General features: G+C 40.6%; 21 protein-coding genes. 9 read left to right on the top strand and 12 right to left on the bottom strand.

Translation table 11 applies throughout. The features are described from left to right. Positions 1-18 precede the first annotated feature (18 nt). The 3 genes from CWC04_RS01650 (at position 19) to CWC04_RS01640 (ending at position 3,541) form a co-directional block, all read left to right on the top strand. The gene (locus CWC04_RS01650) at positions 19-996 is read left to right on the top strand and encodes a DNA topoisomerase IB (protein WP_138684452.1); all 978 of its coding nucleotides are present in this window, start codon (positions 19-21) and stop codon (positions 994-996) included. A 211-nt stretch (positions 997-1,207) separates the two neighbouring features. Continuing rightward, the gene (locus CWC04_RS01645; RefSeq protein ID WP_138684451.1) at positions 1,208-2,524 is read left to right on the top strand and encodes a L,D-transpeptidase family protein; all 1,317 of its coding nucleotides are present in this window, start codon (positions 1,208-1,210) and stop codon (positions 2,522-2,524) included. Between the two features lie 15 nt (positions 2,525-2,539). Next, on the top strand, positions 2,540-3,541 hold the full coding sequence (locus CWC04_RS01640) for a D-Ala-D-Ala carboxypeptidase family metallohydrolase (RefSeq protein WP_138684450.1): 1,002 nt from the start codon (positions 2,540-2,542) through the stop codon (positions 3,539-3,541). A gap of 105 nt (positions 3,542-3,646) precedes the next feature. On the opposite strand, the gene CWC04_RS01635 is transcribed toward CWC04_RS01640, so the two are convergent. From CWC04_RS01635 to CWC04_RS01600, 8 genes are all read right to left on the bottom strand, one after another. After that, the gene (locus CWC04_RS01635) at positions 3,647-3,958 is read right to left on the bottom strand and encodes a hypothetical protein (protein WP_029774557.1); all 312 of its coding nucleotides are present in this window, start codon (positions 3,956-3,958) and stop codon (positions 3,647-3,649) included. Positions 3,959-4,042: 84 nt separating this feature from the next. Then, complete coding sequence (gene pelG, locus CWC04_RS01630) at positions 4,043-5,407, bottom strand: exopolysaccharide Pel transporter PelG (protein ID WP_138684449.1); 1,365 nt, start codon at positions 5,405-5,407, stop codon at positions 4,043-4,045. Beyond that, positions 5,395-6,912 carry a GT4 family glycosyltransferase PelF gene (gene pelF / locus CWC04_RS01625; protein ID WP_138684448.1) on the bottom strand — a complete coding sequence of 506 codons (1,518 nt, stop codon included), beginning with the start codon at positions 6,910-6,912 and terminating at the stop codon, positions 5,395-5,397. The genes pelG and pelF overlap by 13 nt, the downstream gene beginning before the upstream one ends. Further along, complete coding sequence (locus CWC04_RS01620; protein ID WP_138684447.1) at positions 6,905-7,888, bottom strand: tetratricopeptide repeat protein; 984 nt, start codon at positions 7,886-7,888, stop codon at positions 6,905-6,907. The genes pelF and CWC04_RS01620 overlap by 8 nt, the downstream gene beginning before the upstream one ends. After that, the gene (locus CWC04_RS01615; protein ID WP_138684446.1) at positions 7,881-9,176 is read right to left on the bottom strand and encodes a PelD GGDEF domain-containing protein; all 1,296 of its coding nucleotides are present in this window, start codon (positions 9,174-9,176) and stop codon (positions 7,881-7,883) included. The genes CWC04_RS01620 and CWC04_RS01615 overlap by 8 nt, the downstream gene beginning before the upstream one ends. Then, positions 9,173-9,688 carry a hypothetical protein gene (locus CWC04_RS01610; RefSeq protein WP_055252862.1) on the bottom strand — a complete coding sequence of 172 codons (516 nt, stop codon included), beginning with the start codon at positions 9,686-9,688 and terminating at the stop codon, positions 9,173-9,175. The genes CWC04_RS01615 and CWC04_RS01610 overlap by 4 nt, the downstream gene beginning before the upstream one ends. 14 nt (positions 9,689-9,702) lie before the next feature. After that, entirely contained in the window at positions 9,703-12,990 is a 3,288-nt protein-coding gene (locus CWC04_RS01605; RefSeq protein ID WP_138684445.1) for a tetratricopeptide repeat protein, read from the bottom strand. Further along, positions 12,990-15,698: a bifunctional glycoside hydrolase/polysaccharide deacetylase family protein gene (locus tag CWC04_RS01600; protein WP_138684444.1), complete on the bottom strand. Its 2,709-nt coding sequence runs from the start codon at positions 15,696-15,698 to the stop codon at positions 12,990-12,992. Before CWC04_RS01600 ends, CWC04_RS01605 begins: the two co-directional genes overlap by 1 nt. A gap of 406 nt (positions 15,699-16,104) precedes the next feature. Between CWC04_RS01600 and CWC04_RS01595 the strand changes: the two genes are divergently transcribed. The 4 genes from CWC04_RS01595 (at position 16,105) to CWC04_RS01580 (ending at position 21,060) form a co-directional block, all read left to right on the top strand. Continuing rightward, entirely contained in the window at positions 16,105-17,772 is a 1,668-nt protein-coding gene (locus CWC04_RS01595; protein ID WP_029774564.1) for a methyl-accepting chemotaxis protein, read from the top strand. 296 nt (positions 17,773-18,068) lie between these two features. After that, positions 18,069-18,542: a MarR family winged helix-turn-helix transcriptional regulator gene (locus tag CWC04_RS01590; RefSeq protein ID WP_052026274.1), complete on the top strand. Its 474-nt coding sequence runs from the start codon at positions 18,069-18,071 to the stop codon at positions 18,540-18,542. Between the two features lie 146 nt (positions 18,543-18,688). After that, positions 18,689-19,438, top strand: a complete 750-nt coding sequence (locus tag CWC04_RS01585; RefSeq protein WP_004586207.1) for a serine/threonine-protein kinase — start codon at positions 18,689-18,691, stop codon at positions 19,436-19,438. A 269-nt stretch (positions 19,439-19,707) separates the two neighbouring features. Then, positions 19,708-21,060, top strand: a complete 1,353-nt coding sequence (locus CWC04_RS01580) for a magnesium transporter (protein ID WP_138684443.1) — start codon at positions 19,708-19,710, stop codon at positions 21,058-21,060. A gap of 42 nt (positions 21,061-21,102) precedes the next feature. Here CWC04_RS01580 and CWC04_RS01575 read toward each other — a convergent pair whose 3' ends face one another. The 4 genes from CWC04_RS01575 to CWC04_RS01560 form a co-directional block, all read right to left on the bottom strand. Further along, positions 21,103-21,936 carry a mechanosensitive ion channel family protein gene (locus CWC04_RS01575; protein ID WP_029774567.1) on the bottom strand — a complete coding sequence of 278 codons (834 nt, stop codon included), beginning with the start codon at positions 21,934-21,936 and terminating at the stop codon, positions 21,103-21,105. Positions 21,937-21,973: 37 nt separating this feature from the next. Continuing rightward, positions 21,974-22,693, bottom strand: coding sequence for an LrgB family protein (locus CWC04_RS01570; protein ID WP_138684442.1), 720 nt, complete (start codon positions 22,691-22,693; stop codon positions 21,974-21,976). Continuing rightward, positions 22,686-23,039: a CidA/LrgA family protein gene (locus tag CWC04_RS01565; protein WP_138684441.1), complete on the bottom strand. Its 354-nt coding sequence runs from the start codon at positions 23,037-23,039 to the stop codon at positions 22,686-22,688. The genes CWC04_RS01570 and CWC04_RS01565 overlap by 8 nt, the downstream gene beginning before the upstream one ends. Positions 23,040-23,111: 72 nt before the next feature. Further along, on the bottom strand, positions 23,112-23,903 hold the full coding sequence (locus CWC04_RS01560) for a crotonase/enoyl-CoA hydratase family protein (protein WP_126007934.1): 792 nt from the start codon (positions 23,901-23,903) through the stop codon (positions 23,112-23,114). Positions 23,904-24,152: 249 nt separating this feature from the next. Between CWC04_RS01560 and CWC04_RS01555 the strand changes: the two genes are divergently transcribed. Together CWC04_RS01555 and CWC04_RS01550 are read left to right on the top strand one after the other, a co-directional pair. Continuing rightward, entirely contained in the window at positions 24,153-24,482 is a 330-nt protein-coding gene (locus tag CWC04_RS01555; RefSeq protein ID WP_004586214.1) for an HI1450 family dsDNA-mimic protein, read from the top strand. A gap of 66 nt (positions 24,483-24,548) precedes the next feature. Continuing rightward, positions 24,549-25,328, top strand: a complete 780-nt coding sequence (locus tag CWC04_RS01550; RefSeq protein WP_276537847.1) for a DUF481 domain-containing protein — start codon at positions 24,549-24,551, stop codon at positions 25,326-25,328. Positions 25,329-25,335 lie beyond the last annotated feature (7 nt).

Genomic DNA, 25,335 nt, shown 5'->3' with positions numbered 1-25,335 from the left:
AAGTTGCTAGGAGCATAAATGAAATTAATCTACGTCGATGATAATTTACCCGGTATAACCCGTAAGCGTAAAAACAAAACGTGGCTGTACTTTGACCCAATAGGAAAGCAAATTACCGATCAAAAAGTGATTGATCGTTTAAATGCGTTAGCGTTTCCTCCCGCCTACAAAAATGCTTGGTTTTGCCCTGAAGAAAATGGCCATATTTTAGCGACGGGGATAGATAGTAAAGGCCGTAAGCAATACCGCTACCATGAAGATTTTAGAGCTCAGCAAGAGGCGAAAAAATACCAAGCCTGTGGGGTGTTTGGCAATAAGCTGCCATTACTGCGCGCCCGTTTAGAAAACGATTTACAAGGGGATGAGCTCAGCGTAGAGCGCACATTAGCTGCGGTAGTTAGGCTTATGGACTTAGGTGCATTGCGGGTAGGTAACGAGCGAAATGTAAAGCAAAACAAAAGTTTTGGCGCCACAACCCTGCGCAATCGCCATGCTAAGCTTACGGGTAAAAATATACAGCTACGGTATCGGGCTAAATCGGGCAAAGAGCGCGAGGTAAACATAACCGACAGAGTGCTTAGCCATGTAATTAAAGACCTACAAGATTTACCCGGTCAGCATTTGTTTCAATATATAAGCGATGGAGAGCGCACAAACGTAACCTCTAGTGAAATTAACCAGTATATTCAACAAATAATGGGTGAGGACTTTAGCGCTAAGCACTTTAGAACCTGGCGAGCCAGTGTTATTGCCTTTAAGCAGCTTGTAAAAGCAAAAGGCGCACTTAGTTTAAAAAGTATGCTCGAGAGCGTGTCTGAGCAGCTAGGTAACACGCCCGCTATTGCCCGTAAATCGTATGTTCACCCAGATTTAATTGCCTTGTGTAAAGAGGATGAACAAACCCAAACAGCGTGGCGAGAGTCGCTTTCTTTACCGCGAAAAACAAAATACTTGAGTCGTTATGAACGTGGCTTTTTAGCCTTTTTAAAAGACTAATTGCTATAGCAACTTTACACACTACAGCAACCAAATTACATAATTGCGTAGTTGAAGTATTTTTTAACCATCATGTGAAATCTTAAAAAGTTATTATTTTTCATAGTGTTGTGATTTTATTTTATTTTGGCACCTGCATTGCACCTTCAAATTACTGTTAAACAGTAAGTACAAAAGCATTTATCAATGATATTTAGCGAGGAGGTACAAAGTGAAGGGGTTATTTTCAAAGGCATTGTCTACAAAGGTAAAACACATTACGTTACAGGCTACGCTCGCAGGTTGCGTTAGCACCATGCTAACAGGGCAAGCGCTAGGCAGTGCAGATCTTGAAAGTGTGGCACTTGCCAACTCTTCATTAACCACTTACAACTCGCAACAACAATTGCAAAATGGCGATTATTATTTTGATCAAAATGCAGCACAGTTAATAGCGCGCACCGAAAAAGCAATTAACTGGTACACAGAAATAGTTAACAGTGGCGGGTTTACCCCTTTATACATTAATGAGTTGCTTGAACTTGGCAGCACCAGCAAGGCGGTGAGTCAGTTAGCACTGCGTTTATATCAAGAGCGTGACTTAACCAGCAATGTATGTGACACCGTAATGTGCACATTTGATAAAACCATTGAGCAGGCTGTGCAACAGTTTCAGCGTCGCCACGGTTTAAAGGTTGATGGGCGAGTAGGAAAGCGCACCTTAGCTAAGCTTAATGTACCCGCTAAGAAAAAATTGGCTAAATTAAAGCTTAACTTTTACCGCATAACTAACTTCGCAGGCTCAAGTGATTCGCAGTATGTGTATGTAAACATACCTGAATACACATTGCGCTATGTAAAAGCAGGCGAAGTAAAACTACAAAATAACGTTATTGTGGGTAAGCCGAGTTGGGAAACACCTGCCTTTAGTGACGAAATCGAAAAATTTGTAGTAAACCCTGAGTGGCGCATACCAACCTCTATTGCAACCAAAGAAATAGCACCAAAGGTGGCAAAAGATCCCCAGTACCTTGCTAAAAATAATATCGAAGTTAGAAAAAACAGCTACCTAGATTCTAAAACAGTTAACCCCAGTAATATTGATTGGCAGGCTATTAAACCCTATCAATTTGATCACTTTTTAGTTAAGCGTGCAGGGGATGAAAACCCACTTGGCGAAGTGAAATATCTGTTTCCAAACCCTGAAGCCATTTATGTTCACGATACGCCAGCAAAGCAGCGTTTTAACCAAGCGCAGCGTGCGCTATCACATGGCTGTATAAGGGTTGAAGAGCCATTTTCATTGGCGCGTGAAATAATTAAGCACCAAGGTGAAGAGCGCACCCTTAAGCAAGTGGATAAAGCCAGAGATACTGATACCACTCAAACTTTTTATTTAAATGAGCCCTTACCTATTCATTTAGTGTATTGGACGGCGTGGGTTGATGAAGACATGCTCGTTAATTTTAGAGACGATATTTATCAACACGACGCAAAAGCATTACTTAAAAACGAAGATCAGTCAGTCATTGCTGCATTGATTAAATAGACTATGAGAGGAATTATGCCGTTTATACAGTGTATTTTAGGGGGCGTATTAGCGCTTTGCGTAAGTGTAAGTAGTTATGCCGCCGAGCCCGTGAAAAAAGCACACCCAAGCGTTGATATTCAAAATAAAGCAAATTTTGAAGATGCAGAGTTTAGCCTAAAAATTAACGACATAGTAATGCCGTATTCGGTGTTTTCTGTATTTGTGATGCCTAATGAGGCAGTTGAATTTGAAGTGCTTTACGCACAATCAAAACGACCCTATTCATTTATTAATAACCATAGCAACGCCACCTTAACTGATACAAACCGCTGGCAGTGGCAGGCGCCTAAAAAGCCTGGCTTAACACGGGTAATTATTGAATCCCCCGACAAAAAGCAACGTATGACAATTAATGTGTTTGTTAAAGTACCTGCAGATGAAGTACAAGGTGGAAAGCTTAAATATTACCACATTGGTCATTACCCAACGCCCTCACAAATTAAAGATAGTAAGCATTACATAGTGCCCGATGGTTTTGTAAAGGTGACCCCAGAGAACGAAAATATAAAAATATCACCGCATTTTTCTCTTAAAGAATTTGTGAGTAAGCAACGAAGTAAGCACCCTAAATACTTATTTTTACAAAACAAGTTGTTACTTAAACTTGAAAAAATACGCAAAGAGCTGATTTTAGAAAACATACCGGTTAAAAATATGGTGGTAATGAGCGGCTACCGCACCCCTTATTACAACAAAGCCATTGGTAACGTAAAGCTTAGCCGCCATGTGTTTGGCGATGCTGCCGATATATTTATAGATAACGACGGCGACTACCGTATGGATGATATAAACAACGACGGCAAGCACTCTATTGGCGATGCACAAGCTATGGCTGGTATAGTGGAGTCGCTCGCTAAGCGAGAGTCATTTAAAGGCTTACTTGGCGGTTTAGGTGTTTACGGGCCAAAATCGCATCGCGGTGCATTTATACATGTTGATACGCGTGGTTTTAAAGCGCGCTGGGTGAGTAAATAACCACATAGCTTTTTTGTGTTGGTAAAAAATGATGCGAGTAAAAAGCCAAACTCTTTTCCACGTTAAATTTGGCTAGTGTTGCTCTTAACTTAAAATATTGATCACTTACATGTGATCAATATTTTCTCGCTCTGCTATAAGTTTAATAACTCGCTTCTCTTTCATCATAGCACTACTTTCTTCAAGTAATACATCGCTAAAGGCTGGGTCAAATATTTTAGGCTTGTTGAAGTTGCGTAGCATAGAGACAACCCAAGTAGATGATGTATCACAATAATTTTCTTCTGAAGCTTTTATCTCCAAATTTTTTAAAAGTTTATAAACTTCAATTGCACGCTCCGGATACGTGTAATCATCAACTGCTATCCAAGCTTCACGCAACTCTTGAAGTGAATAATTTAAATAATTAATTTCCATAATATATTCCATTAAATATAGAGAAACTCAGTACGTTTTCAGTCACGTAAAAGAAGACGACTTTTATACCGCTTTTATAATATATTATTGCAGCATAAAAGTTTCGTACTCAAGCTCTTCAAATTGTTTTGATAGCCAATACAGACCAATTACAGATGTAATTATGGTCGAGAGCGCAAAACCGTAACCATAAAACTGTGGCCCTAATGCAATTGAGGTAATCGTAAATACGATATTGATAAACAAAAACAGCCCAGATAAAAATAATACGGTGGCACGCTTATCTAAGTAAAATAAAATATTTAAAATAGACAAAAATATAACCTGTACACCTACACCCACCACATCAATAAACAGTAATGTTTTATAGTTAGGGTCTATGCCTATAAAGGTCAGTATTTGCTCGCCCCACAGTAATAAGCACGCAACGGTTATACCTTGGATTTTAAATATATCGTAAAGGCCGCCTTGCGCTGTTTGCACCATTTTATCTTTTAGGTAAAAAATTTCTTCAAGCGATGAGCCACCTCTAATAGCGGTATAAAAACGGTCGTATTGTTCTACAAAGTCGGTTTCCATTCTGACTAAAAATACCGCCATTCCTGGAATAATGGTTAAATAGGCTAAAAATATAGGCAAGTCGTAAATAGGGCTTGCTCTTAATGTGCCTATAATTTGAATAGAGGTAGCGGGGGAGTACCAAAAAATAATTTTATCGGCCCACACGCCTATGTTGTAAAAAAGCCCACAAAAAAATAGGCTGTAATACACTTTTTTGTTGTTTAAAAAATCAAAACTAATGAGTTTACCGCCAGGGTAGCGACGAATAATCATAAACAAAAAGCTAAAAAAGAGCAGCGCTTCACCGGCAAAAAAAGCAAAAAACAACCCGTCTATTTGCCAGTCGCGCAGTAAAAATGCCAGTAACACCATAAAGCTGTAACCGCTTAACATGGTCACTAAAATAAGCCGGTACTCCTTCATTCCCGACAAAAATATAGCGCCAAGCCATTGGTTACATAAGCTTACAAACGCCCCTAATATTATTATTTTAGTCACAACAGGTAGCGGTAGTATTGGCCATACAGCTAAGCCAATCAGTAATGCGGCAAGGGTGGTAACTAGCTGCGCGCCAAGTAAATTAGGCAGTACCTGCTCATCCTTTTTTTGAAAAAACAGATCGGCAACAAAACGCGTTAATAATAGCTGCAGACCGCCGGTTAATATAAGGGACGCTGCCATCATATACGTAATAAGCGTTAAAAACTGAATAATTAATACTTTTGGCAGCACGACACCTAGGCTTAAAATACCAATTAGCATGAGCGCAATGATAGAAAGCAGCCAAGGGCCTGAGCCTATTAATCCCGCATAACCGTATGCTTCAAAAACAGAGAGTAGGGTGTTTTTTTTGAGAATTTTACGTATCTCAAAACCTATTCCGGCCATGCGATTGTATCCTTGTAAAGTTTATCGTAGCGGGCAAACATATGGCTCTCGTCGTAGTATGTTTTAACACGGTTGAGGCCGTTTTGTTGGTACTGATACCATGTTTGCTCATTTTCCAATAGGGTGATTATTTGCTGTGCGGTTTCGCTGGGTGAGGCAATAGAAACTACTTCGCCAGCTTTACCAAGGGCCCTATCTTCCTCGCTTGCCCCTTCTATTATTTCTCGGCACGAGCCCACGTCACTTGCAAGTACAGGTACGCCTGCTGCCATTGCTTCAAGCAGCACTAATGGTTGAGCTTCAGAAATTGAAGTCAACGCAACAATACCTAGCTTTGGGAGTATTTCGACGATGTTTTTCATGCCGGTAAACGTAATGTTTTTGTCTAAATCTAGGCTGCTTACTAGTAGCTGGCACTCTTTGTAATACTGTGGGTCTTCCTCAAAAGGGCCTATGATCCAGCCTTCTATCTCTGGCAGTTCGGCTTGGACCTCTTTAATGGCACGAATAAAGGTTTTAATATCTTTAATTGGCACTACACGGCCAATTAACCCAACCACCATAGGGACCGATTTAGGTCTTGCGTTAAGCGCATCAACAAAGCGTTTTGTTTTTATACCATTAGGCACTACCGAGGCTTTACTTTCGCTGGCACCATCTTTAATTTGCCTTTGTCTATTCCCCTCATAAAGCGAGATGATTTTGTCGGCTTGGTTATAAGTAGTGCGGCCAATTTGCTCAAAAAAGCTGATCCACATTCGGCGAATAAAGCCCATTTCAGTATTTAGGTTTTTACCTAGGCTTTGTTCAGACTCTTTTATCCAGCTGGCCTGTATTAAATCTATTTTACGCTCTTTAGTATAAATACCGTGCTCGGTAAGCAAAAATGGCGTGTTGTGTATAACGCTTGCACCTGCGCCCAATATGCCAGCATAGCCTGTCGAAATAGAATGAATAAGTTTAACATCGGGGAGTGAACGGGCTATTTCGGCTATTTTAAACAGTGGTTTATACAAATTTCTGTACGACCAAAAAAAGTCGATAAATGACGATTCATCGCAATAGGTTAAATAATAGTTTGCCAGCACCTGCCACGACGACTCGCTGTATAAAAAATCGGCTTCGTTGATACCGTCTTTTTTAGCTAGATTTTCAAAGGCAAACTTTACCAACTCCGTCGGTATTGGGTCTTTACAGTCACGGAAATACCCTTGCAATTGCTGCCAAAAATCAAACAGTTCTTTTTTATATTTAACGCCATGTTTCGCTTTTATTTTTGTACTGTGTTGCGTAACTAAATAATGCACATGCAGCTTAGTCACATTACTCGGTAGCGTGTACTGAATGTCGCCGTAGTGTTCGGGTGCGCCACCGACAAACACTAATTCAAAGTTATAGTGAGGCAGGCCTTCTATAATTTGGTGTACCCAACTCGATACGCCGCCCCGTACATAGGGGTAAGTGCCTTCAAGTAAGAGTAAAATATCGGCTTTTTTTTCACTCATGCCAATACTCCTGTAAATGGCGTAACTCAGAGCCTTTAGGCTGTAGTGCTAGCTCTTCAAGATAGCGCTGACAGTCTGTGTAATTGTGTAATCCAAAGGCGACTTCGGCTTTATAAGGTAGTACGTGGCGTCTGGCCATGCCTAATTGCGTGGCTAAATTTAAGCTTTGCTGCGCCTCATTTAATTTACCGAGCGCAAGTTGAATTCGCCCTAAAAACACATAGCTAGCTGGCTGCGGGTTAAACTTTATACTTGTTAAGGTTAGTGCTTCTGCTTTTTCTAGTACGTACTTTTTTAGTGCGCCTTGTGCTAAGCCTAAGTAACTCAGCTCCCAATAAAGCTCGGCTTGTTGGCGTTGTAGATTGCTTAATTTAGGTTGTTGCGTGGTATTGGCTATAGCGTGCTGGCATTGGCTTATTTTTTCGTTCAGTTTAGTTTCTTTACTATCAAGAGTTGAATAGGCAAGTAAGCGAATATCATCTTCTAAGTCTTTTAATGCCAGTTTGAGTATAGGAATAGCTTGGGCATCGCTCATGTGCCGTGCAGCCATTACTGCACTTAGGCGTTTATTTGGCTCACTGGCGTGTTTTAAAATAGCTTTTAGTCCACCCATAGAGTAAATAGGCGTTGCTGAAACACTTCTTGCTTCAAAGGGCAGGGCAGGAACCTTGTGCTCTACAATATCAATGTCGTTGTTTTTAAGCGGTTTACTAAGGGCAAAAGTAATGGCAAATACCACCCCTAAAATACCAAATACAGGCAAGGTAAATAGCAGCAAAAATAACAGTGCTGAGCCACTTTTTAAGGTGGTTTTGTATTTGTTAGGAATAAAAGCATGGCTTACAAAGGTAAAGCACAGGCTAGCAATGCCATGTAATAAAACAATTAACAGCCAGTTAGGCGCATCTAAAATATGCGCAAAAGCAAAGTATTCACATAAACAGCCAATAAAAGTGGCAACGATAATTTTAATCATGGGATGCAACTAACTTAGCGATGTGTTCGCTGCTTATAGGCAATGCCATTTGTTCTTCTATTTTAATTTGCAGTTGCTCAACGGTTTTACCAAAGTGCTCGATACACCAAGTATTAATACGCGATATAAAGCCACTTTTGTCCAGTTCACTTGCCATTGGCATAAGCAGTAAAAGTGTGTGGTTTTGACTATCGTAAAGATAAATATCTAAACCTCTGCGAGCTTCACTTAAATACTCTAATAATTGGCGCGACTCTTCACTTGTTTGCATTGCTTTGAGTTTAAGCAGCTGCGAGGGAATATTATAGCGTTTAGCTTCTTTGTTCGCCCTGCGTAGTTGCCTTACAAAATAAGGGGTTTCTTGTGGGGTCATTACCGGGTTGGTAATTTCATGACGCAGCAAATCGCCAATGTTACCGGCCATAACAGCTAGCAAAGTAAGTGTGGTGTTTTTAAGGGCAAAAAATTGAATGCTTTGTACTAAAATCACCCCGTAAATAGTGTTATTAATATCAACCAGTGGGATAGCAATATGGTATTGGCTAAATTTATTTTTAACCTCTTTAACAGAAACCAGCTCGCGCTCTTCAAACATGGCTTTAATAAGGGGGTCTTCCCTATTTAGCTCACCCATAGCACCTATGCTTGCTAATGACTGCTCTATTATGGTGTGGTTTTCTACTTTATAAAGCGCTGCTTTTTCAAGTGAGCCATATTCAACAAATAAGTTTAAAATGCTATTTGCCGCACTGTCTAAGCGTCTTTGTGTTAGTTGCCCTATAACGGCCCGTACCGCTTGGAGCGATTCGCGCAGGCTAAGAGTATGACCTGCTAACATTTGCTCAATCCGGTCGTGGGATGAGTTTATTAAATGGTATTGGCGGGTAAAGGTTTCTAATCGGTTAGTTACATACTCAAGCTCAATACTTTGCTGCTGATTAGTGCGCTCCCATACATCTCTGAATTCGCCAGCAATCATAATTACAATTAAATAACCAATCATGGCGTTAATATTAAATTCGTTAGGTTGCGCTAATACTTCGCTTTTGCTTAACAGCAATTGCCCGGCTAATAAACATAATATGCTTATAAAGCCTTTTGAAAAACCATAGCGCAAAGCCACTAACAGCGGCCCAAGTACCGGCCACGAAAACCCATTTTCCGTCCAAAAGGGGTCTTCGGCTTTAAATATAACCGGCAGCACAATTGCAAGCGCGGTAAATACAATTACCTCAGCCCAAATTTGTAGCTCAGGGACCTCTCTTGGTCGAAAAAAATGTGTTTTCACTCACTAACCTCAATGTACGAAATTAAATCGGCGATGACATCTTGTGCCGTCGCGGCAATACTGTCGCGTCCCCAGCCACTTTTTGCGATAGTGCCCGTCCAAAGTGGTGTTGTTTGACCTTTGGCCGTTAAGCTAAGTGTAAGTGCGACTACCGGCTCGCCGTCTAGACCCGCTTTATAACGCCATTCTTCTATGCTACCTGATAACACATAGTCTGTTTGCTGTGTGCTTAACCACTGCATGGCGTTATCAAGACGGTATTGATCGTCAAGTGGCGGAAGGTCTTTAGTGTTACTGCGCGGTGCACGTAATAACGTAGGAAGCTTATTTTGCTGCCAAATACTTGCAAGTATATCTTCTGCACGTTCACCGGCTAAGGGGGTTTGCGCATGATTTACCAAAGGCATTAAAGCCACGGTAGTTGATGGTCCTAGCTCTACATCATCAGCCACACGGCTGGTGGTACATGCACTGAGCACTAATACCAAACACGGTATGATTAAACGAAACATATTCTCTCCTAACATTAAAAATGTACGTAATAGCCTAATTGTAATTGTGTATCTGAGTTACCCACTTTATTACTACTTTGATAACCCAGCTGTAATTTAAATAAATCATCCCCTAGCACTGACCAGCCCGCACCACTTGATACTGAAATGTCGAGGGTGTCGTTTAACGTTTGATAACCCGTACTTATGTCGAATAACCACGAGGGGCTTTCGCCTAAATATGGGGGGGCTAAGTTTGAGTTTGACGAAAGCGAAGTGCCCAGAGCAAAGCGCCTAAAAGGTTGTATATCAATAAGCAGCGGTCGGGCTCTTTGATCTATGCCTAAAGGGGCTAATGTGCGTTCAAAGTCTTGCCATTGAGCACTAAAATAAGTACTCCAAATAGGGCGGTCTTTTAAAATAGTGTATTGATAACGGGCGTTATATTCTTGCCCGCTGACAAGCGTTGAGCTATCACTGCGGCGCTTAAATGCCATGGCGGCTGCAGAGAACTGCACGTTTTGACGCCCATCAATAGCGTAATTTATATAAGCCGTGGTTTTATTTAATTTGGCAAAACTTAATAAGGTTTCTGATTGGCGGTTTTCAACGTTGTGCTCAAGTTTTACACCTACCTGCGTGCGCGAGTCCCACTGGTAACGCGCATCTAGGCTCAAGCCTTGGCGGCTCATTAAATTGCCCTGATGAGAGTCTACTTTTGCATCAAAGTACCAACGACCCCATGTCATTTTATCTTCTATGGCAAACAGTAACCCGTTGTTATTTAAGTTTTGTTGATTGCTAATGCTAAGTTTCCATTGCCCTTTAGCATACGGAAAATAAACATTTACATCGTACTGGCTGGTATTTAAACCGGCCTCAGGGGATAGGTTAATCTCTAATGCTCTAAAGTAGCTGGTGCGGGCATTACGTAATAAAGACGTTTCGGCTTGTGTTGGCTCTTGTGTTAACTCCTCATACCAACGCTGCATAGTTGCATAAGGCTGCCTTAAATAGAGCAAAGCACTTAGCTCATCTATTTTGCCTAGCGTTTGCGTATTTACCAGTGCCTTTACTTTATTAAACTCGCCGTTGCTCATAGCCAATTGTAGCTTTTGCCATGGCTCAAGCTTTTGTGCTGCGCGTCTGGCTAACCACCAGTTGGCGGTTGCGTTGTTTATAGCCTCAGGCGCTATGTCATCTAAGCTGCTAAATTGGCGTAAGTGGGGCACGGCCATTGCGCCGGCCCATTGGATCATTAAACCTCGGTATGCGTATTTGTCTTTTGGTAAATGGTTTAATAAATAATGTTTAAGTTCGCTGGCATTAGCGTAGTAGCCTAACTGGTTCATAACATCGGCTAAATTTACTAAAGTAGTTAAATCTCGAGGGTTACTAATGGCTAATTGGCGCAGATAAAAATAAGCACTATTAAAGGCTTTTTGATGAATAGATAAACTCGCCAATAATTGTGCCCACTCTCGGCTGGGTTCATTGCGTGAGTAGTTAGCTAAAATACGCTTAATCATAATGGTGTCGTGCATTTGCAATGCAAGCCAGCCTTGCGCTAGTACCACATCGGGATTGTATTCACTTAGTTTTGCTGCGCGGTTAAGTGTTGTGTATGCGTAATTTAAGTCACTTTGATTTTGGTACCAGTTTGATAATATTAGCCATGCAGGGTAAAGCGCTTTATTATAACGTTGTTTTTCAAGAGCCTGATGAGCACGAGTAACGTGTTCTTCATCGCCAATTTGCGTGCTTAATAAAGTAATTTGGATTAACTGTCTATCAGTGAGTGCTGTTTGTTGCCATAGGTAATTTAATAACCCTTGTGGGTTGTCGGCAAATTTTAGCTGCTGATAATGCAGCATATCACCTACACTCAGTGGGCTAATGTTTTTTAATTGCTCTAAAGCGTACAGCTCTTCTTTTTTATCATTTACACGCAAAGCCATATCAACGCGGGCACCCCAAAACTCATCATCGTTACTACGTGCTTTTTGCTTTAAAATGGCCAAAGCGGTTGTAAAGTCATCGTTTAACCAATGCGCTCTTGCAAGCCAGAGTAAGTCTTCTTCGTTTTTTGGCCCTGCGTAGTGAGGCCACAAGGCTCTCAGCCCAGCTAAATTACCGGTATCGTGTAACACCTTGGCTTTCCAATATTGTGAAAGAGGTGTTTTTCCGTTTATTTGCTCATAGCGCTCAATATGATTAAGCTCTTGTTTTGCATTACCAATAAATTCGTTGGTTTGCATCCAATTTGCAAATCCGTTGCCTTTAAGCTGTCGGTTTTGCGCTTTATATTCGTAAATGTCGTTGGCATCTTGATATAAGTACAAGGCATTCGCATCATTAATGCTGTCGGTCAGCATAGCTACATCAACGGCTTTATGGGCCATTAACCATTTAAATTCTTTAAGCGCCTGTTTAGGCTTATTTTGCCAGCGCATAATTTTCCAATTTAAAAGCCTCAGGGCTTTATCATTGGGTGTTTTAAGTAATAACTTTGCGATTAATTGTTCAGCTGCGTTTGCATTGCCATTGGCTAAGTTTAAATGCATGGCTTTGGTTAAATATTCGCTGTTATTAGGCTGAGTTTTTAATAATGTTTCTACTGCTTTTAAAGCTTCTTTATTATCACCCGCTAAGCTTGCAAAATATAATGTACGCTCGGTATTAGCGGTATCACCGTATTTTTTCCACCATGTGTAAGCTTGTTTTGGATTGTTAGCACCCAGTGCGGTTTCAATGGCTTTTTGGGCTACATCGGCATTAATGTGGGTTTTATAAATAGCGAGCGCTTTGCCAGGCTCACCTGCGCCTAACCAAAAATCAGCGGCTAATAATGGCTGCGCGTGTTGCTCATAATATTGTGCTACGTTTGCATTGAGCCCCGTGGCTTTAGCTATATTTAATAACTGGCTATCCCAGTGTTTAAATGCCGCAAGTTTAAGTGTTAGTTCTTCAAAACGGTCATCTTTATTTGCGCCGCTATCAACCCACAATGCGTATAAAAGTTTTATTTCTAATTCAGTTTTTGTATCGCTTTTAGGGAGTTTTTCAAGCTCGTTAGTCGCTTGCGAATACTCATTTAAGCTCAGGTGAATGGCTATTTTTTTGGCGCGTAGTTTTTCATTATTAGGGTCGCTACTTAATGCGGCATTTAAGTAGGTTTTTTCAAAGGTATAATCTTGCGATAGCGAGTCATCTTCAAAAAATAAGGTGTGCGGAAACAGCGCGTAAAGTGAAAAGCAACTTACCGCTAATATAATTAAAATGGTTTTAACTGATACTAAGTGAGGGCGCTTTTTGTTATTCATTATTGAGCCCTTCTAGCGCAGTTTAAATAGCCATAAAATTCGCCAGCAGGTAATGAAAACTGCGTTGTATTGCCAAAAGTTTTTCCGCTAAAGCGCTTTCCCATATGCGAAATGAAATGACAACTGCGAGCATTTTTAAGCTCAATTTTAGCTTCAATCCACGCTTTAAAGCTGACAGGGCCGTTTATCTGCCAATTACTAAACGCGACATTAGCGGAGAGCAAATAAGGTTGGTTATCTGGCGTTGTATGATCAAAGTTAATTGTGGCTATTTCATCGCCCACGTGAATATAGTTTCCTTGCGCGGTTACCCCTAAAATACCGTGGCTGTTAGTCATATTGGGCACATCAAAAATAACAGGCAAGCGCAGCGTTTTTATATATTTAGAACTAAATAGCCATTCGCCGCGCGTATTTTTAGCAAGCGCAGAAAAATAAAAGTCTTTGGCAATGCGTGCATATTGACTTAAATGCACCGGGGTATTTTCTCTGGCTAATACGTAATCAATATTGTAATGCAGCGCATCAAGCCCTGCTGGCACTTCGCCAGAGTAAAAATGAAAGTAAATTGTGTAAGGCTTTAATCTGTATGGTTTCTCGGTTATTTCAAATGTTTCTACTAAGCGTTTAAAACCATAGTAAGGGCCGTGCCATAAATTGGTGTAAACATTTTCGTTTAAAATGGGGGCGTATATTTGATACAGCAAATCTCGCTCAGGACGGCCAATAGGTGATATATGCGACAAGCTTGGATTGTCGGCATTTACGTCGGTATTTCCTCCATTAACGTTAATTACACCGGCATCGCGCGCAAGTTCTAGGGCTTTTGGGCCTGGGGTTGCATCACCCGACCATAGCATCATCACTGTTTTTTTATTTTTTGGTGCGAGCCGCTCATTAATGTAATTTATTGAGCCGGTTATTTCTTTATTTAAATCGATGGCGTCATATCCGGGTACATCTAAATGAAACCCGTAGTCGGTGTCGTCTTTATTTATTTCTTTTCTACCTGATAAGGCTGTCCAAAAATAGGGGTGGCTGTATGTGTGTGATGCCACTTCGACATAAGGAAGCGCAAAAATTTCTTTGGCTATTTTTTCAAGCTTTGGGCTGTCAGCGCCATGCAATCCGTTAGGCTCAATATCGGCTTGGATAATTGAGGAGGTAAGTGGTAGCTTGTATTTTTTTATAACTTCATCGCGCACAACTTCTGCTGCGTAAGGTTTACCTGCAAAGTGTGCAATGCTCGTAAAGCCGTCGCCATCAATATGAAGGGTTAGCATACGCCGCCCGCTTAATGTAGTTGTATCTGGGGCTAGTATAGGCGCAAGCCCCATTGCCTTAGTTAACACGGCTTTGGGGTCTACAACCCAGTTACTGCCCTCCATAGGCAATGTATCTATAAGCCAAGGTGCAGCGATAAGTGCGCCGTACTTAGTTTTACTTCCTTGGGTTAGGGTGGTGCCATCTTCAGCGTGTATTGATATTAATGATTGCGCATTCTCTGCAAGTGTTAATAAATAGGGCTTTACAATAGCGGGCGCAGTAGTTGACTCACCCTTGAGCCAAGGTGCCATAGCCGCGAGTTTATAAGGCCCATTTGAAGGCAAATTAAAAGGCTCTACTCCTAAGCTTTCAAGTAACTTATTAGAAGGAGGGAGCTCGCCAAGTACCAGTTGCGGTACCACGCCTAAGTTACTTTCGAGCCACTTAATAACCTGTGCATTATAAAATTGATCGCTCGTCGTCCAAGAGATAATGCCAGCATGGAGGCTGGTATCTACTTTAGGTAAAGGCGTGTTAGCCATGTCTATGTAATCAGGTATGTAGCCTAAATACTCAATCATTGTGGCAAGCTTTAAGTGAACCGTGGTGTATATAAGTGGCTTTACATTACTGTTGTATGGAATAAGTATGCGCCTAGGCACTGGCTGTATATTTGATGTCCCCCAAGTTTGAAGGTGCCCATCAGTAACCCAAGGAGCATAACCTTGGGCAATAATTTGTTTAGCCATCGCAAGGCGCTGCTGTGGTTTAGCGTAATCAATTACCTGTACGTTAAAGCCCAGTGATTGTGCTTTATGGAGCTTTTCATTTAACCAAGCTTGATCGTTCTCAGTAGTAAGTTTGTAGCTGTTATCTACTGGATTAAAGTGGCTAAATAGCCCCTCTGCAACTAAATCAGAGGCGTAATCGTTAAGCTGTGGCAGTAGCTCAAACCCTCTGTTTAAAATTAAATGTTTATTAAATGTACTCGACAAACCTTTAATTATATTCACAAGCCCCACTTGTTGAGCCGCTTTATCGTAATCGGGTTTTAATAATTGGTAGCTGTCGAGCGTATCTAAAAATAAACCGTTAAAGCCTCGTTGTTGTAATTCACGTGCTTGTTTTTGCAGGTGTTGTTGCCAATGCTCAGCGGTTAAATCAGCAATATGGCTATTCCAGTGTGGATTTTTTGCTACTGAGGATTCATTTTCAGTAAACGATTCTCCCACACTTAAATAAGCGTATACGCTAATGTTGCGCTCTTTAAGCCAATTAAGTTCGTGTGGAGTGATGCTTTGCGGCTGCACAACAACCCGTGAATAAAAGGTCATTTCGGCCAATGGCATGGGGGATGAGTAATAAAAGGCGATGCTCTTGTTAGCAGGTTGAGCGCACACGTTTAAACAAATCAACAACGTTAGATATAAGAAGTACTTCATTATTATTTTTAAAAACCACAGCCTAAGTTAACGTTGAACATTGTCCCGCTTTTTGTGTAAGTATTTATTATTAGAATTGTGGTGATTATATGTTAAATAAAAATGCCTGGCTACCTTAATGTGAGATGAATCGTGGTGGGATTGCTTGAGGGTTAACTAAGTAAAAGGTAATGAAAACGCCTTACTGCACAGTGTTTTCGATAAAAAATTGCGACTAATGTCGAGTGATAATGTATATCTAAAGCGCTGTAATCTAATTATAATGCGCCCACCTTGCCAGCCCTTGGCAACCCCCTGCGCTATTTATAAATTGATATAAATAGTGACATATTAAATGCTTACTTTATTGCGTTAATTACTGCAAAGCAGACAGTGATAACGTGCATACCCTATTTGTGGAGATTTAATGAGTAACTTAAGCTTGAGAAATAAACTTTTATTACTGGCTATTTTACCGTTGAGCTTGTTATTAATTAGCTTAATGGCCAGCTCGTACTATTTAGAATCGCAAAACCAGCAACAAAATTTTGAAACAATTAAATCTAAACTTATTAAAGACAAACACACGCTACTTGCCACTGAAGTGGAAATAGCAAGCAAGTTGGTACGCCATCAGTTGGATAACGGATCAACACAAAGTGTTAAAAATGTCCTTAGGGAGCTTACTTTTGGTGACGACGGTTACTTTTTTATTTACGACACACGTGGCGTTAGCGTGTTTCATGCCCTGTTAGGAAGTGCTATTGAAGGGCAAAATAAAATTGGGATGACAGACCCAAATGGTAAAAAAATAATTGTTGGATTATTAGAGCAAGCACGTAAAGGTGGCGGGGCATTTAATTACCATTTTCAAAAGCCAAATACCAACGGGTTAGTAGAGAAAATAGGGTATGCCGTAATGATACCAGGTACCGATTGGATGATTGGTACGGGTGCCTATATGGATGATATACAAACAGAGCTTGCAAATTATAAACAGACTATGCAATCACATACTCGCGAAAAAATAACCACCTTGTTATTAATTGCCTTATTTTGGGTTGTGGTTAGCGTAGTGGGCGCACTTTTAGCGTCTAACGCTATGGTTAAACCTATCCAAATAATGGGCCAAAGCTTAGATGATATTGCTAAAGGTGAAGGCGACTTAACAAAACGCCTAGCTATACATACACACGATGAAATAGGGCAGTTGGGCGAATCGTTTAATGTGTTTGTTAGCAAGCTGCAAAGCATTATAAGTAATGTGGCTGATGTTACTAATGATGTAAAAAATGCCTCAAGCGATATTAATTCGCAAACAAAACTGTTTGAAAATAAACTGCTCAATCATAACCACGAAACAGACCTAGTTGCCACAGCGATTACCGAAATGTCGGCCACCTCTCACGAAGTGGCTAAAAATACCACGCAAGTTGCTGAGTCTACTCATACGGCAACGCTAGAAGTGGCAAAAGCGCAAGAGTGCGTAGATATATCACTAAGTGAAGTTTCCAACCTTATGGGCGAGATTAACCTAGCTGCTGATCAGGTAAATTCTTTAAGTGAGCAATCTAAAAAAATAGACAGTGTACTTAGTGTAATAGGTGGCATTGCCGAGCAAACTAATTTGCTTGCACTTAACGCCGCTATAGAAGCCGCACGTGCGGGCGAGCAGGGTAGGGGTTTTGCCGTGGTGGCTGATGAAGTAAGAAGCTTAGCGAGTCGTACGCAACTTAGTACCCATGAAATTAGTGAAATGCTAAGTGAATTGCATAACTTAGTGGGCGCCGCGGTAAATGCCATGCAGGCGAGCCAAGCAAGTTGTAATCGCTCAGTTGAGTCATCGCGCGATATATCGCAAAGTTTAGGTGCTGTGACTACGTCGGTTACCACCATTAACGACATGAGTACGCAAATTGCAACCGCTGCAACAGAGCAAAGTTCAGTGACAGAAGAGATAAACCGTAATGTGTTTGCCATTCAAGAAATTGTTAATGAACTAACCCAAGCAAGTAAGGCCACCTCTGAGGTTAGCCAGCATTTAGCAGGGCGCGGTGAAAACCTAGGACAATTAATAGGGCAGTTTAAGGTTTAAAACGTCATTGCATAAATCACTACTAGCCGCAACTTATGTTGCGGCTTTTTATTTTAAATACAAAATGGTTTAGAGGCTGTTTACTTTTTGAGGTGAATTTTTAGCAAGGTACTTTTATTTGGTAAAGCTGTGCTTATATTTTAAGGTTGCTGCAAAGGCATAGGCGTATTAACGCCCAACATGTCAGACCCTAGGTAGAACAAATTTTTATTTTTGAAAGTTCGCTAACCCTAGGGAATTTTATTAATTATGTGTAGTCTATTACACGCATTTTGAATAAACAGAGTAACCCTTATATGCAACAAAGTATGCCTTCAGTACAAAACGCCGACCCCGAAACGCTCGTAGCAGAGCAAGACCTAGGCCGGTTGATATCGTTTTTACGTTCAAAAATTGCTACACACATTGATGCCCAACTCGATTGTATGGACTTAACCTCTGCGCAATATATTGTGGTAGTGCTATTAGCGCGTGGCTCAGTAAACACATTAGCCGGACTGAGCGATCATATGGTGTACGATAAAGGCGCGATGAGCCGTTTGTTAAAGCGTTTAGAAGAAAAAGATTTAATTGAAAAAACACAATGTGAGTTTGATAAGCGCTCTACACTTTTAAGTTTAAGTGATAAAGGCAAAGCGCTTTATCCTCAAATAATGCCCTTAGTAAATCAAGTGTACGAAAAAGCACTTAGCGGCTTTTCTGAAAATGAAAAACACAGCGTTATGGACTTACTAAACCGAGCAATAAACAACCTAGATACACCTTCATAAATCTCTAAAAAAGATTATCAACATTTTAGCGATACTGTTTCAATAAAAACTTAGCCTGCTAAGTACTAGATCTAATTGTGCGGCAAATCTAACTTTGCTAATATAGTTGCCTAGGCAATTAAAGTTATCATCTTGTTAGGTTTGTTATGATTGAAAATAAGTTGTTATCACAATTACAGCAGCAGTTTCCTGAACATGTATTTATGCAACAGTATTTAAGTGTTGTTCATAAAGGGCGTTTTGCGAACGCAATTGTATACAGGTACAAAGATGATACGTTTGACTTAATAGTAAAAGACTTTAGCCAAAGCCCGTGGTTTATTCGTAAAACCTTTGCCAAGCTTTCTGTAAATCAAGAATTTAAAGGATTGAGCCGCTTAGCACAGCTTGATGCAGTTGCTAATCGGTTTAGCCGTTTATCGCCGATAGCGGTGGCGTATGACTACATAGAAGGCACGCCGCTTAGAAGCTTAATACACCAGGGGGAGACGTTGCCTGTTGAATTTTTTATTGAGCTTGAACGCCAAGTTGCAAAAATGCACCGCCTAGGCATTGTGCATTTAGATTTACGTAATATGGGCAATATATTATGTGGTAGCGATGGCAAGCCTTATATCATTGATTTTCAGTCAACCATTAGCTTTTCACGCTTTTCGCGTTGGTTGCAACGTTTTATGCGCGGTTCTGACATGTCGGGCGTATATAAAGCGTGGGATAAGCTAAGTAGTACACCTTTGCCGCGTGCTAAGCAGCAGTATTTGCAGCGTTTTAACCATGTTCGTAAACGCTGGATATTTAAAGGCTACCCAATACAACGTGCATATGCATGGGGTGCAGCAATGGTCACGCAGTTTGTGGACTCTGACCTAATACGAAACTTAACCGATAGATTTTAATTCCCCTTTTTCATTGTGTGACTTTGCCCATAACAGCTTAGCGTTATGGGCTTTTTTTTGGTTAAAAATAAGGCCAATAATTTCTTTTTTAATTTTTAAAATAAACAGTAGTATCGCTGGTGTTTTTACCCCTACAATGCGCAAAAATAATGAGCGCAGTTTCAACCATCAAAGCTTAAAACGTCTTAATAAGTTTAGGTTTTTTCTGCAATTTTTTATTGTTCAAGTAAACTATAAGCAATGTGCATTTTTAAATTTAAGGTTTCAAGATGATTGAGTATCCAGGCGACCAACTACCGCAGCTAATAAACGATTTATTACAATGCGAAACACACACGCAAAAAAGTCAGCTTTTAGCCGATGCACAGCTTAATTTATCTACTGAGCACCTATCGCTACTTTTTGAAGCCATCCCAAAAGAACAGCGTCTAGAAATTTGGCAGCTATTAGATAAAGACACGCAGCATGAAATATTCGTCACCCTGAGCGATGACAGCTGCTTATGGTTACTACAAACCTTAGATGATAGCGAGGCATACGCACTATTAGATGAAGTGAATGTTGAAGAATTACTTGAGCTTGAAGAGGTTATTCCTGAGCGCTTTGTTGATTATGCTAAAAAGCAACTCGATGAAGCACAAACGAAACAATACGATCTTGCTCAGCAGTATCCGCCTGAGCAATTAGGTCACTGGGTTGGTTTCGACTTTCTAAAAATAACTGAAAAAGCAACAATTGCAGGCGTTAAAAAATTACTGCACAAAGGTTTGCCGCAATACAGCGAAGTTGTGTATTTAGTTAGCCGCCAAGGCAGCCTAATAGGTGAACTTGCAGTAAATGATTTAATAAAAGCCGATGAAGGCGATAACCTATTGGCGCTGGCAAACTATGATTTTTCATCATTGCATGCTGATGATGATTTATACGAAGCGGCAGAAGTGGTTATTCACAGTGAAAAAATGGCCATGCCGGTGGTTAATACTGATAACAAATTAGTCGGGCGTTTAACCATTAGCTCGGCATACGAACTACGCCAAGAAATTGCCGACGAAGCTGCGGCCAAAGCTGGTGGTTTACGCGAAGATGAAGACCTGTTTGCCAGTGTAAGAAAAAGTGCTAAAAACCGGGGGATTTGGCTGGGTATAAATTTAGCCACTGCGTTTTTAGCATCTTGGTTTATTGGCTTATTTGGCGCAACAATAGAGCAGGTTGTAGCACTGGCGGTACTTATGCCTGTGGTGGCCTCTATGGGCGGAATCGCCGGGAGTCAAACTTTAACGGTAATAGTGCGCGGTTTAGCGCTTGGTCAGGTAACCGACTCTAACCGCAATGCACTTTTAAAAAAGGAGTTACGGGTAGGGGCGGTGAACGGCTTAGTGTGGGCATTAGTGATTGGCGCGCTCACCTTTGTTTGGTATAGCGACATAATGCTAAGCATTACAATTACCGTTGCTATATTGCTTAACTTAGTGGCTGCGTCGTTAGCTGGGGTTGTTATACCGTCTATTTTAGACAAAATGAAAATAGACCCTGCGCTTTCTGGCTCGGTAATATTAACCACGGTTACTGATATAGTTGGGTTTGTGACCTTTTTAGGGTTAGGCAGTTTATTACTGCTTTAAGCTAAAAAATAATAAAGCCGCATTAAGCGGCTTTGTTTTTTATTAAGAAAGGTCGCGTTCTTTAATAGTAACCACCCGCTGCGGAAAGGGTATTTCTATCTCAGCGCTATTAATGGCTTTATAAACGCCTGCGTTAATAGCAAGCTTGGTTTCTATTATTTTGGTTGTAGGCACCCAATAGCGATAACTAATGGTTACGCCGCTATCGGCAAAGCGCTCTATGCCTACTTGAGAAATAGGGTTTTGAGCCACCTGGTCATGAGCCTTTAACACTTCTTCAATAAGGCTAACAGCGGTATCAGCGCATGCAGTATAGGCTATATCTATTTCTCCTTTAACTAACGAGTAGCTAAACGAGTTGTGAATTATTTCACCCACTATGTGCTTGTTAGGAATAGTGATTTCTACTTTTTCTTCATCAATTAAAATGGTGTAACCCAGCTCAATTGTTTTTACTTGACCGCTGACCCCTTTTACTTCAATGGTATCGCCTACCACAAAAGGGCGCGTGGCAATAATAGCAAGGCCAGCGCCATAGTTTGAAAGCATTCCTTGTAAGGCTAAACCCGCACCTAGAGAGGCAGCACCTATAGCCGCTACAAAGGGGGTAACACTAATGCCTATTTTGCCAAGTGCTATCACGACAACCATCACAATAAGCAATACTTTTACCACGTTACTGACAAAGCTGGTAAGCGTAATATCGACATTATGACGAGCCATCAATTTAGCGACTAAATTTGAGAGTTTTTTAGCCACCCACAAACCCAGTATAAGAATAAAAACGGCACCCACAATTTGCATGCTGTAGGTAACTAAATACTCAGTGAGCATGGTGTAGTATTTTTCAAATTGTTCTATTTCAGAACTGATCATAGTGGGCTCTTTATATTGCGTAATTATTTTTTGCTAACTATAGCAAAGTGTTGACTAAAAAAGGATATAGCACAGGGACTATTATGGCGGTTAATAATGCGCTTAAAGCCATCGCAACCGAGGAAAACGCGCCTATTTTTGGGTGCTCGTCCAGTGCTGCTGCGGTGCCTATAGCATGGCACGCAGTTCCCATTGCTATTCCTTGAGCTTGGTGGTTATTAACACCTATCCACTTAATGAGCATTAACCCAAAGAGCGCACCTAGTAAGCCAATAAATATAACTAATGCTGCGGCAAGAGAGCTAATCCCCCCTAAAGACTCAGTAACTATTAATGAAATAGGCGTAGTTACACTTAATGCAGCTACGGAGGCGCTTAAATTGGCGGGTACATCAAATAAAATACTTAAAATAAAAGCCACCACTGTGGCGTTAATAATGCCTAAGCTACAGGTGCTTACTATTAACAGTAGATTTTTTCTGACATGTATAAACTGCTGATACAAAGGTAAGGCCAGTGCCACTATAGCAGGCTCTAATAGCCAACTAAGTAGTTGGCTATGCGTGGAAAAATCAGCATAAGGTAATTTTAAATTAACAAGTACTAAGGCAATAATCGCAATACTTAAAAACACTGGGTTGGTGAGCGATTTTACTATGCTGTGCTGCCAGTGTTTATTAAACGCTCTTAATAATAAAAACAGCAAAATAATAGCGGGAGTTGTTAAGTACCATAGCGTAAGGTGCAGCTCAGTCATTGCTATTTTTACCTTTAACATAGCCAACAACGCTGCTTACCAGTAAAAGCGTACTGGCAGGGACGAGCAAAATAACCAAAACCAAATAGGGCCAATGCAGCTTAATAAGTGCAATGTGCTCGATAAATCCTACCCCCGCGGGTATAAAAAATATTGGCATAATATTTAAAATAGGGGAGGCCGAGGGTTTAATATGGTGCTCTTTCACTACACCTAACAGTAATAAACTCAGTAAAATAACCATGCCAAGGAGCGGTGCAGGGAAGCTGCCATCAATTAAGTGCATTATTAATTTAGCACACCCTAAGCACAGTAAAATAATTGCACTGCTAAGTAAGTACTTCATGATAATGGCTCATTAATATAGAAAGAAATTAACGTTAGCAAATACGCACTATTATTAAATGCTAATTTAGTCTTACCAGCGTTTTGAATTTGCATAGCTTATATCTGTTTTCCCTTTTGCTTTGGCAATTGCTTTTTTAGTATTAGGATTGAGTAATAAGCGAATTTGGCTAAACGTTTCTTTAGCTAAAATTTGTCGTTGGTTTGTTGTGTAGCTTTGTTGAGTAACGCGCTTTATCGCTGCCAGTGTATCGGGGGAGCGTTCACGTAATATATTTAACATGCGCTGTGTGGCCTGTTCGGTATTGTCTGTAAGCTCTGTGACTAACCCCAGCTCGTAGGCCGTGTGTGCACTAATCGGGTTGGCGTGGCTTGCCAGCCACAGCGCTTGGTCGCGCTTTAATAAACCAGCAAGCACTACATTAGCGCCCATATCGGGGCATAGCCCCCAACGCGCTTCCATAATGGCTAGTTTTGCGTGGGTATCAACAATTCTATAGTCGGCGCCCAATGCTATTTGTAGCCCACCCCCTAAACAATTTCCGTTTATTTGCGCAATCACAGGTACGCTTAACGACTGCCAGCCCAGTACCACTTTTTGCGCTAGGTTTTGATTGCCAGGTAGCCATTTTAGCAACAGCCTAACAATGTTTAATGGTGAGGCCATCACTGCAGCCACATCAAGCCCAGAGCAAAAATGCTCACCATCACCTTTTATCACTACGGCGCGAACACTTTTATCTTTTTTTATACGTTTAATAGTACTGTTTAATTGCAAGAACATATCAAAGCTAAGTGCATTTTGTTTTTCTGCGCGGCTTAAAATAACGTTAGCAATGCCTTGTTGTATTTCTAGTTTTATCATTGCGCTCTCCTATTATTATGTGTTTGAGCTTATGATGTACGCCGTACTAAGTAAAGTAACGGTTTGTTTTATAATAAAAAATAAATTGAATTATTTTTAACTTTTTTAGTCAAAGCACTTTGAATCTTATTTAAGCTTAACTGCGCATGAGCTGGTAACAAAAAAGTCATTATTTTTAGCTGTTTTTTCTCAAAACACAGATGAGTTTTGATATTATGTGCGCACTTAAAATGCATTGAGGTTTTACCCATGTCAGGCCCACGTTTATATAGCGAAGAAGAAGTTACCCATCAAGCGTACGATATTTTTTTAGAGCTGGCGCCAAATAATCTTAGCGAACAAGATGTTGAAGACTTTAACGAATACCGAGAAGAGCTTGGGTTTATTGAAGAGGGCGAGCCTGATGAGCAATGGCAAGACTTTGTAGCACTTGAAATAGAGCCGGAGTTATTTGTGCAAGTGCTAGTGGGGTTAGAGTTTGAAAACGAAGATGTGTTATTTGCAAAAATTTTAATTAGCCGTGATAAAGACGCGCCGTTTTGTCATATTTTGTGGAAAGAAACAGAGCACGCTGAGTAAGCAGTTTTGTTTGTATGTGCAAGAGAGTTTACCGTGCATAAGTATTTACTATTCGTGTTTTTAATAATGAGCAGCCGCTGTTGGGCTGTTGATCCATTTGAAGACTTTCATGAATATGGACAACTCTCTGATGAAGAAATACACGAGCTACATAAAGGCGAAATGCTCTATGGCGATACTGAATTTGGCTTAATTTTAAGTAAGGGTAATACTAACTCTACCAGCTTTAAGTTTAGAGGAAATTTATACCAAGACTTCGAAAATTGGCGTAACCAATTTAAATTAGACACCTTGTATAAACGAGATCAAAACGAAGATACAGGGCAAACCGATGTAACGGCAGACCGTATTTTTGTCTCTGCACAGGGTAACTACAAAGTGGGCGTTAAAAACTCTTCATTTTTTATTTACGGTGACTACGAAGAAGATAAATTTAGTGGCCTAGATTACAAAAGTACGGTAGCTACCGGCTATGGTGCCAGAGTTTATCAAGGTGTAAAAAATAAAGTAGATATTGATATTGGCCCAGGCTTATATCGCTCTGTCGCTGATGATGAATCAGAGGTAAGCGAAGAAGATGAAAACAAAACTGGTTATTTAGTACGTATTGCAATGCAGTGGGAGCGCTTGGTATCAAAGCGCACGCGCTTTAATCAAGATGTGAGTATTGAGCAGTCTTTGTCGGGGTTAAATTCGCGTTTGAAGTCAGAAACCGCTTTGATTAGTCAAGTTATAGGTGCGGTATCGTTAAAGTTTGCCTATATGTATCGTTATAATTCAAAACCTGAAGACGATAACCTTAAATACGACTCAGAATTAAGCGCCACGTTGGTGTACAGTTTTTAATAATAAA

It is taken from the genome of Pseudoalteromonas sp. S2893 (assembly GCF_005887105.1).
Taxonomy (GTDB): Bacteria; Pseudomonadota; Gammaproteobacteria; order Enterobacterales; family Alteromonadaceae; genus Pseudoalteromonas; species Pseudoalteromonas atlantica.
The sequence above is the reverse complement of the archived record's forward strand: the minus strand, read 5'-3'. Positions and strand labels throughout refer to the sequence as shown.

Bases quoted from the DNA above. Each gene is read 5' to 3' on its own strand.
- CWC04_RS01585 (WP_004586207.1), top strand. From the start codon at position 18,689: ATGATTGAAAATAAGTTGTTATCACAATTACAGCAGCAGTTTCCTGAA.
- CWC04_RS01580 (WP_138684443.1), top strand. From the start codon at position 19,708: ATGATTGAGTATCCAGGCGACCAACTACCGCAGCTAATAAACGATTTA.
- CWC04_RS01550 (WP_276537847.1), top strand. From the start codon at position 24,549: ATGAGCAGCCGCTGTTGGGCTGTTGATCCATTTGAAGACTTTCATGAA.
- CWC04_RS01590 (WP_052026274.1), top strand. From the start codon at position 18,069: ATGCAACAAAGTATGCCTTCAGTACAAAACGCCGACCCCGAAACGCTC.
- pelG (WP_138684449.1), bottom strand. From the start codon at position 5,407: ATGGCCGGAATAGGTTTTGAGATACGTAAAATTCTCAAAAAAAACACC.
- CWC04_RS01565 (WP_138684441.1), bottom strand. From the start codon at position 23,039: ATGAAGTACTTACTTAGCAGTGCAATTATTTTACTGTGCTTAGGGTGT.
- CWC04_RS01640 (WP_138684450.1), top strand. From the start codon at position 2,540: ATGCCGTTTATACAGTGTATTTTAGGGGGCGTATTAGCGCTTTGCGTA.
- CWC04_RS01650 (WP_138684452.1), top strand. From the start codon at position 19: ATGAAATTAATCTACGTCGATGATAATTTACCCGGTATAACCCGTAAG.
- CWC04_RS01635 (WP_029774557.1), bottom strand. From the start codon at position 3,958: ATGGAAATTAATTATTTAAATTATTCACTTCAAGAGTTGCGTGAAGCT.
- CWC04_RS01620 (WP_138684447.1), bottom strand. From the start codon at position 7,888: ATGATTAAAATTATCGTTGCCACTTTTATTGGCTGTTTATGTGAATAC.
- CWC04_RS01560 (WP_126007934.1), bottom strand. From the start codon at position 23,903: ATGATAAAACTAGAAATACAACAAGGCATTGCTAACGTTATTTTAAGC.
- CWC04_RS01555 (WP_004586214.1), top strand. From the start codon at position 24,153: ATGTCAGGCCCACGTTTATATAGCGAAGAAGAAGTTACCCATCAAGCG.
- CWC04_RS01605 (WP_138684445.1), bottom strand. From the start codon at position 12,990: ATGAATAACAAAAAGCGCCCTCACTTAGTATCAGTTAAAACCATTTTA.
- CWC04_RS01595 (WP_029774564.1), top strand. From the start codon at position 16,105: ATGAGTAACTTAAGCTTGAGAAATAAACTTTTATTACTGGCTATTTTA.
- CWC04_RS01600 (WP_138684444.1), bottom strand. From the start codon at position 15,698: ATGAAGTACTTCTTATATCTAACGTTGTTGATTTGTTTAAACGTGTGC.
- CWC04_RS01570 (WP_138684442.1), bottom strand. From the start codon at position 22,693: ATGACTGAGCTGCACCTTACGCTATGGTACTTAACAACTCCCGCTATT.
- pelF (WP_138684448.1), bottom strand. From the start codon at position 6,912: ATGAGTGAAAAAAAAGCCGATATTTTACTCTTACTTGAAGGCACTTAC.
- CWC04_RS01610 (WP_055252862.1), bottom strand. From the start codon at position 9,688: ATGTTTCGTTTAATCATACCGTGTTTGGTATTAGTGCTCAGTGCATGT.
- CWC04_RS01575 (WP_029774567.1), bottom strand. From the start codon at position 21,936: ATGATCAGTTCTGAAATAGAACAATTTGAAAAATACTACACCATGCTC.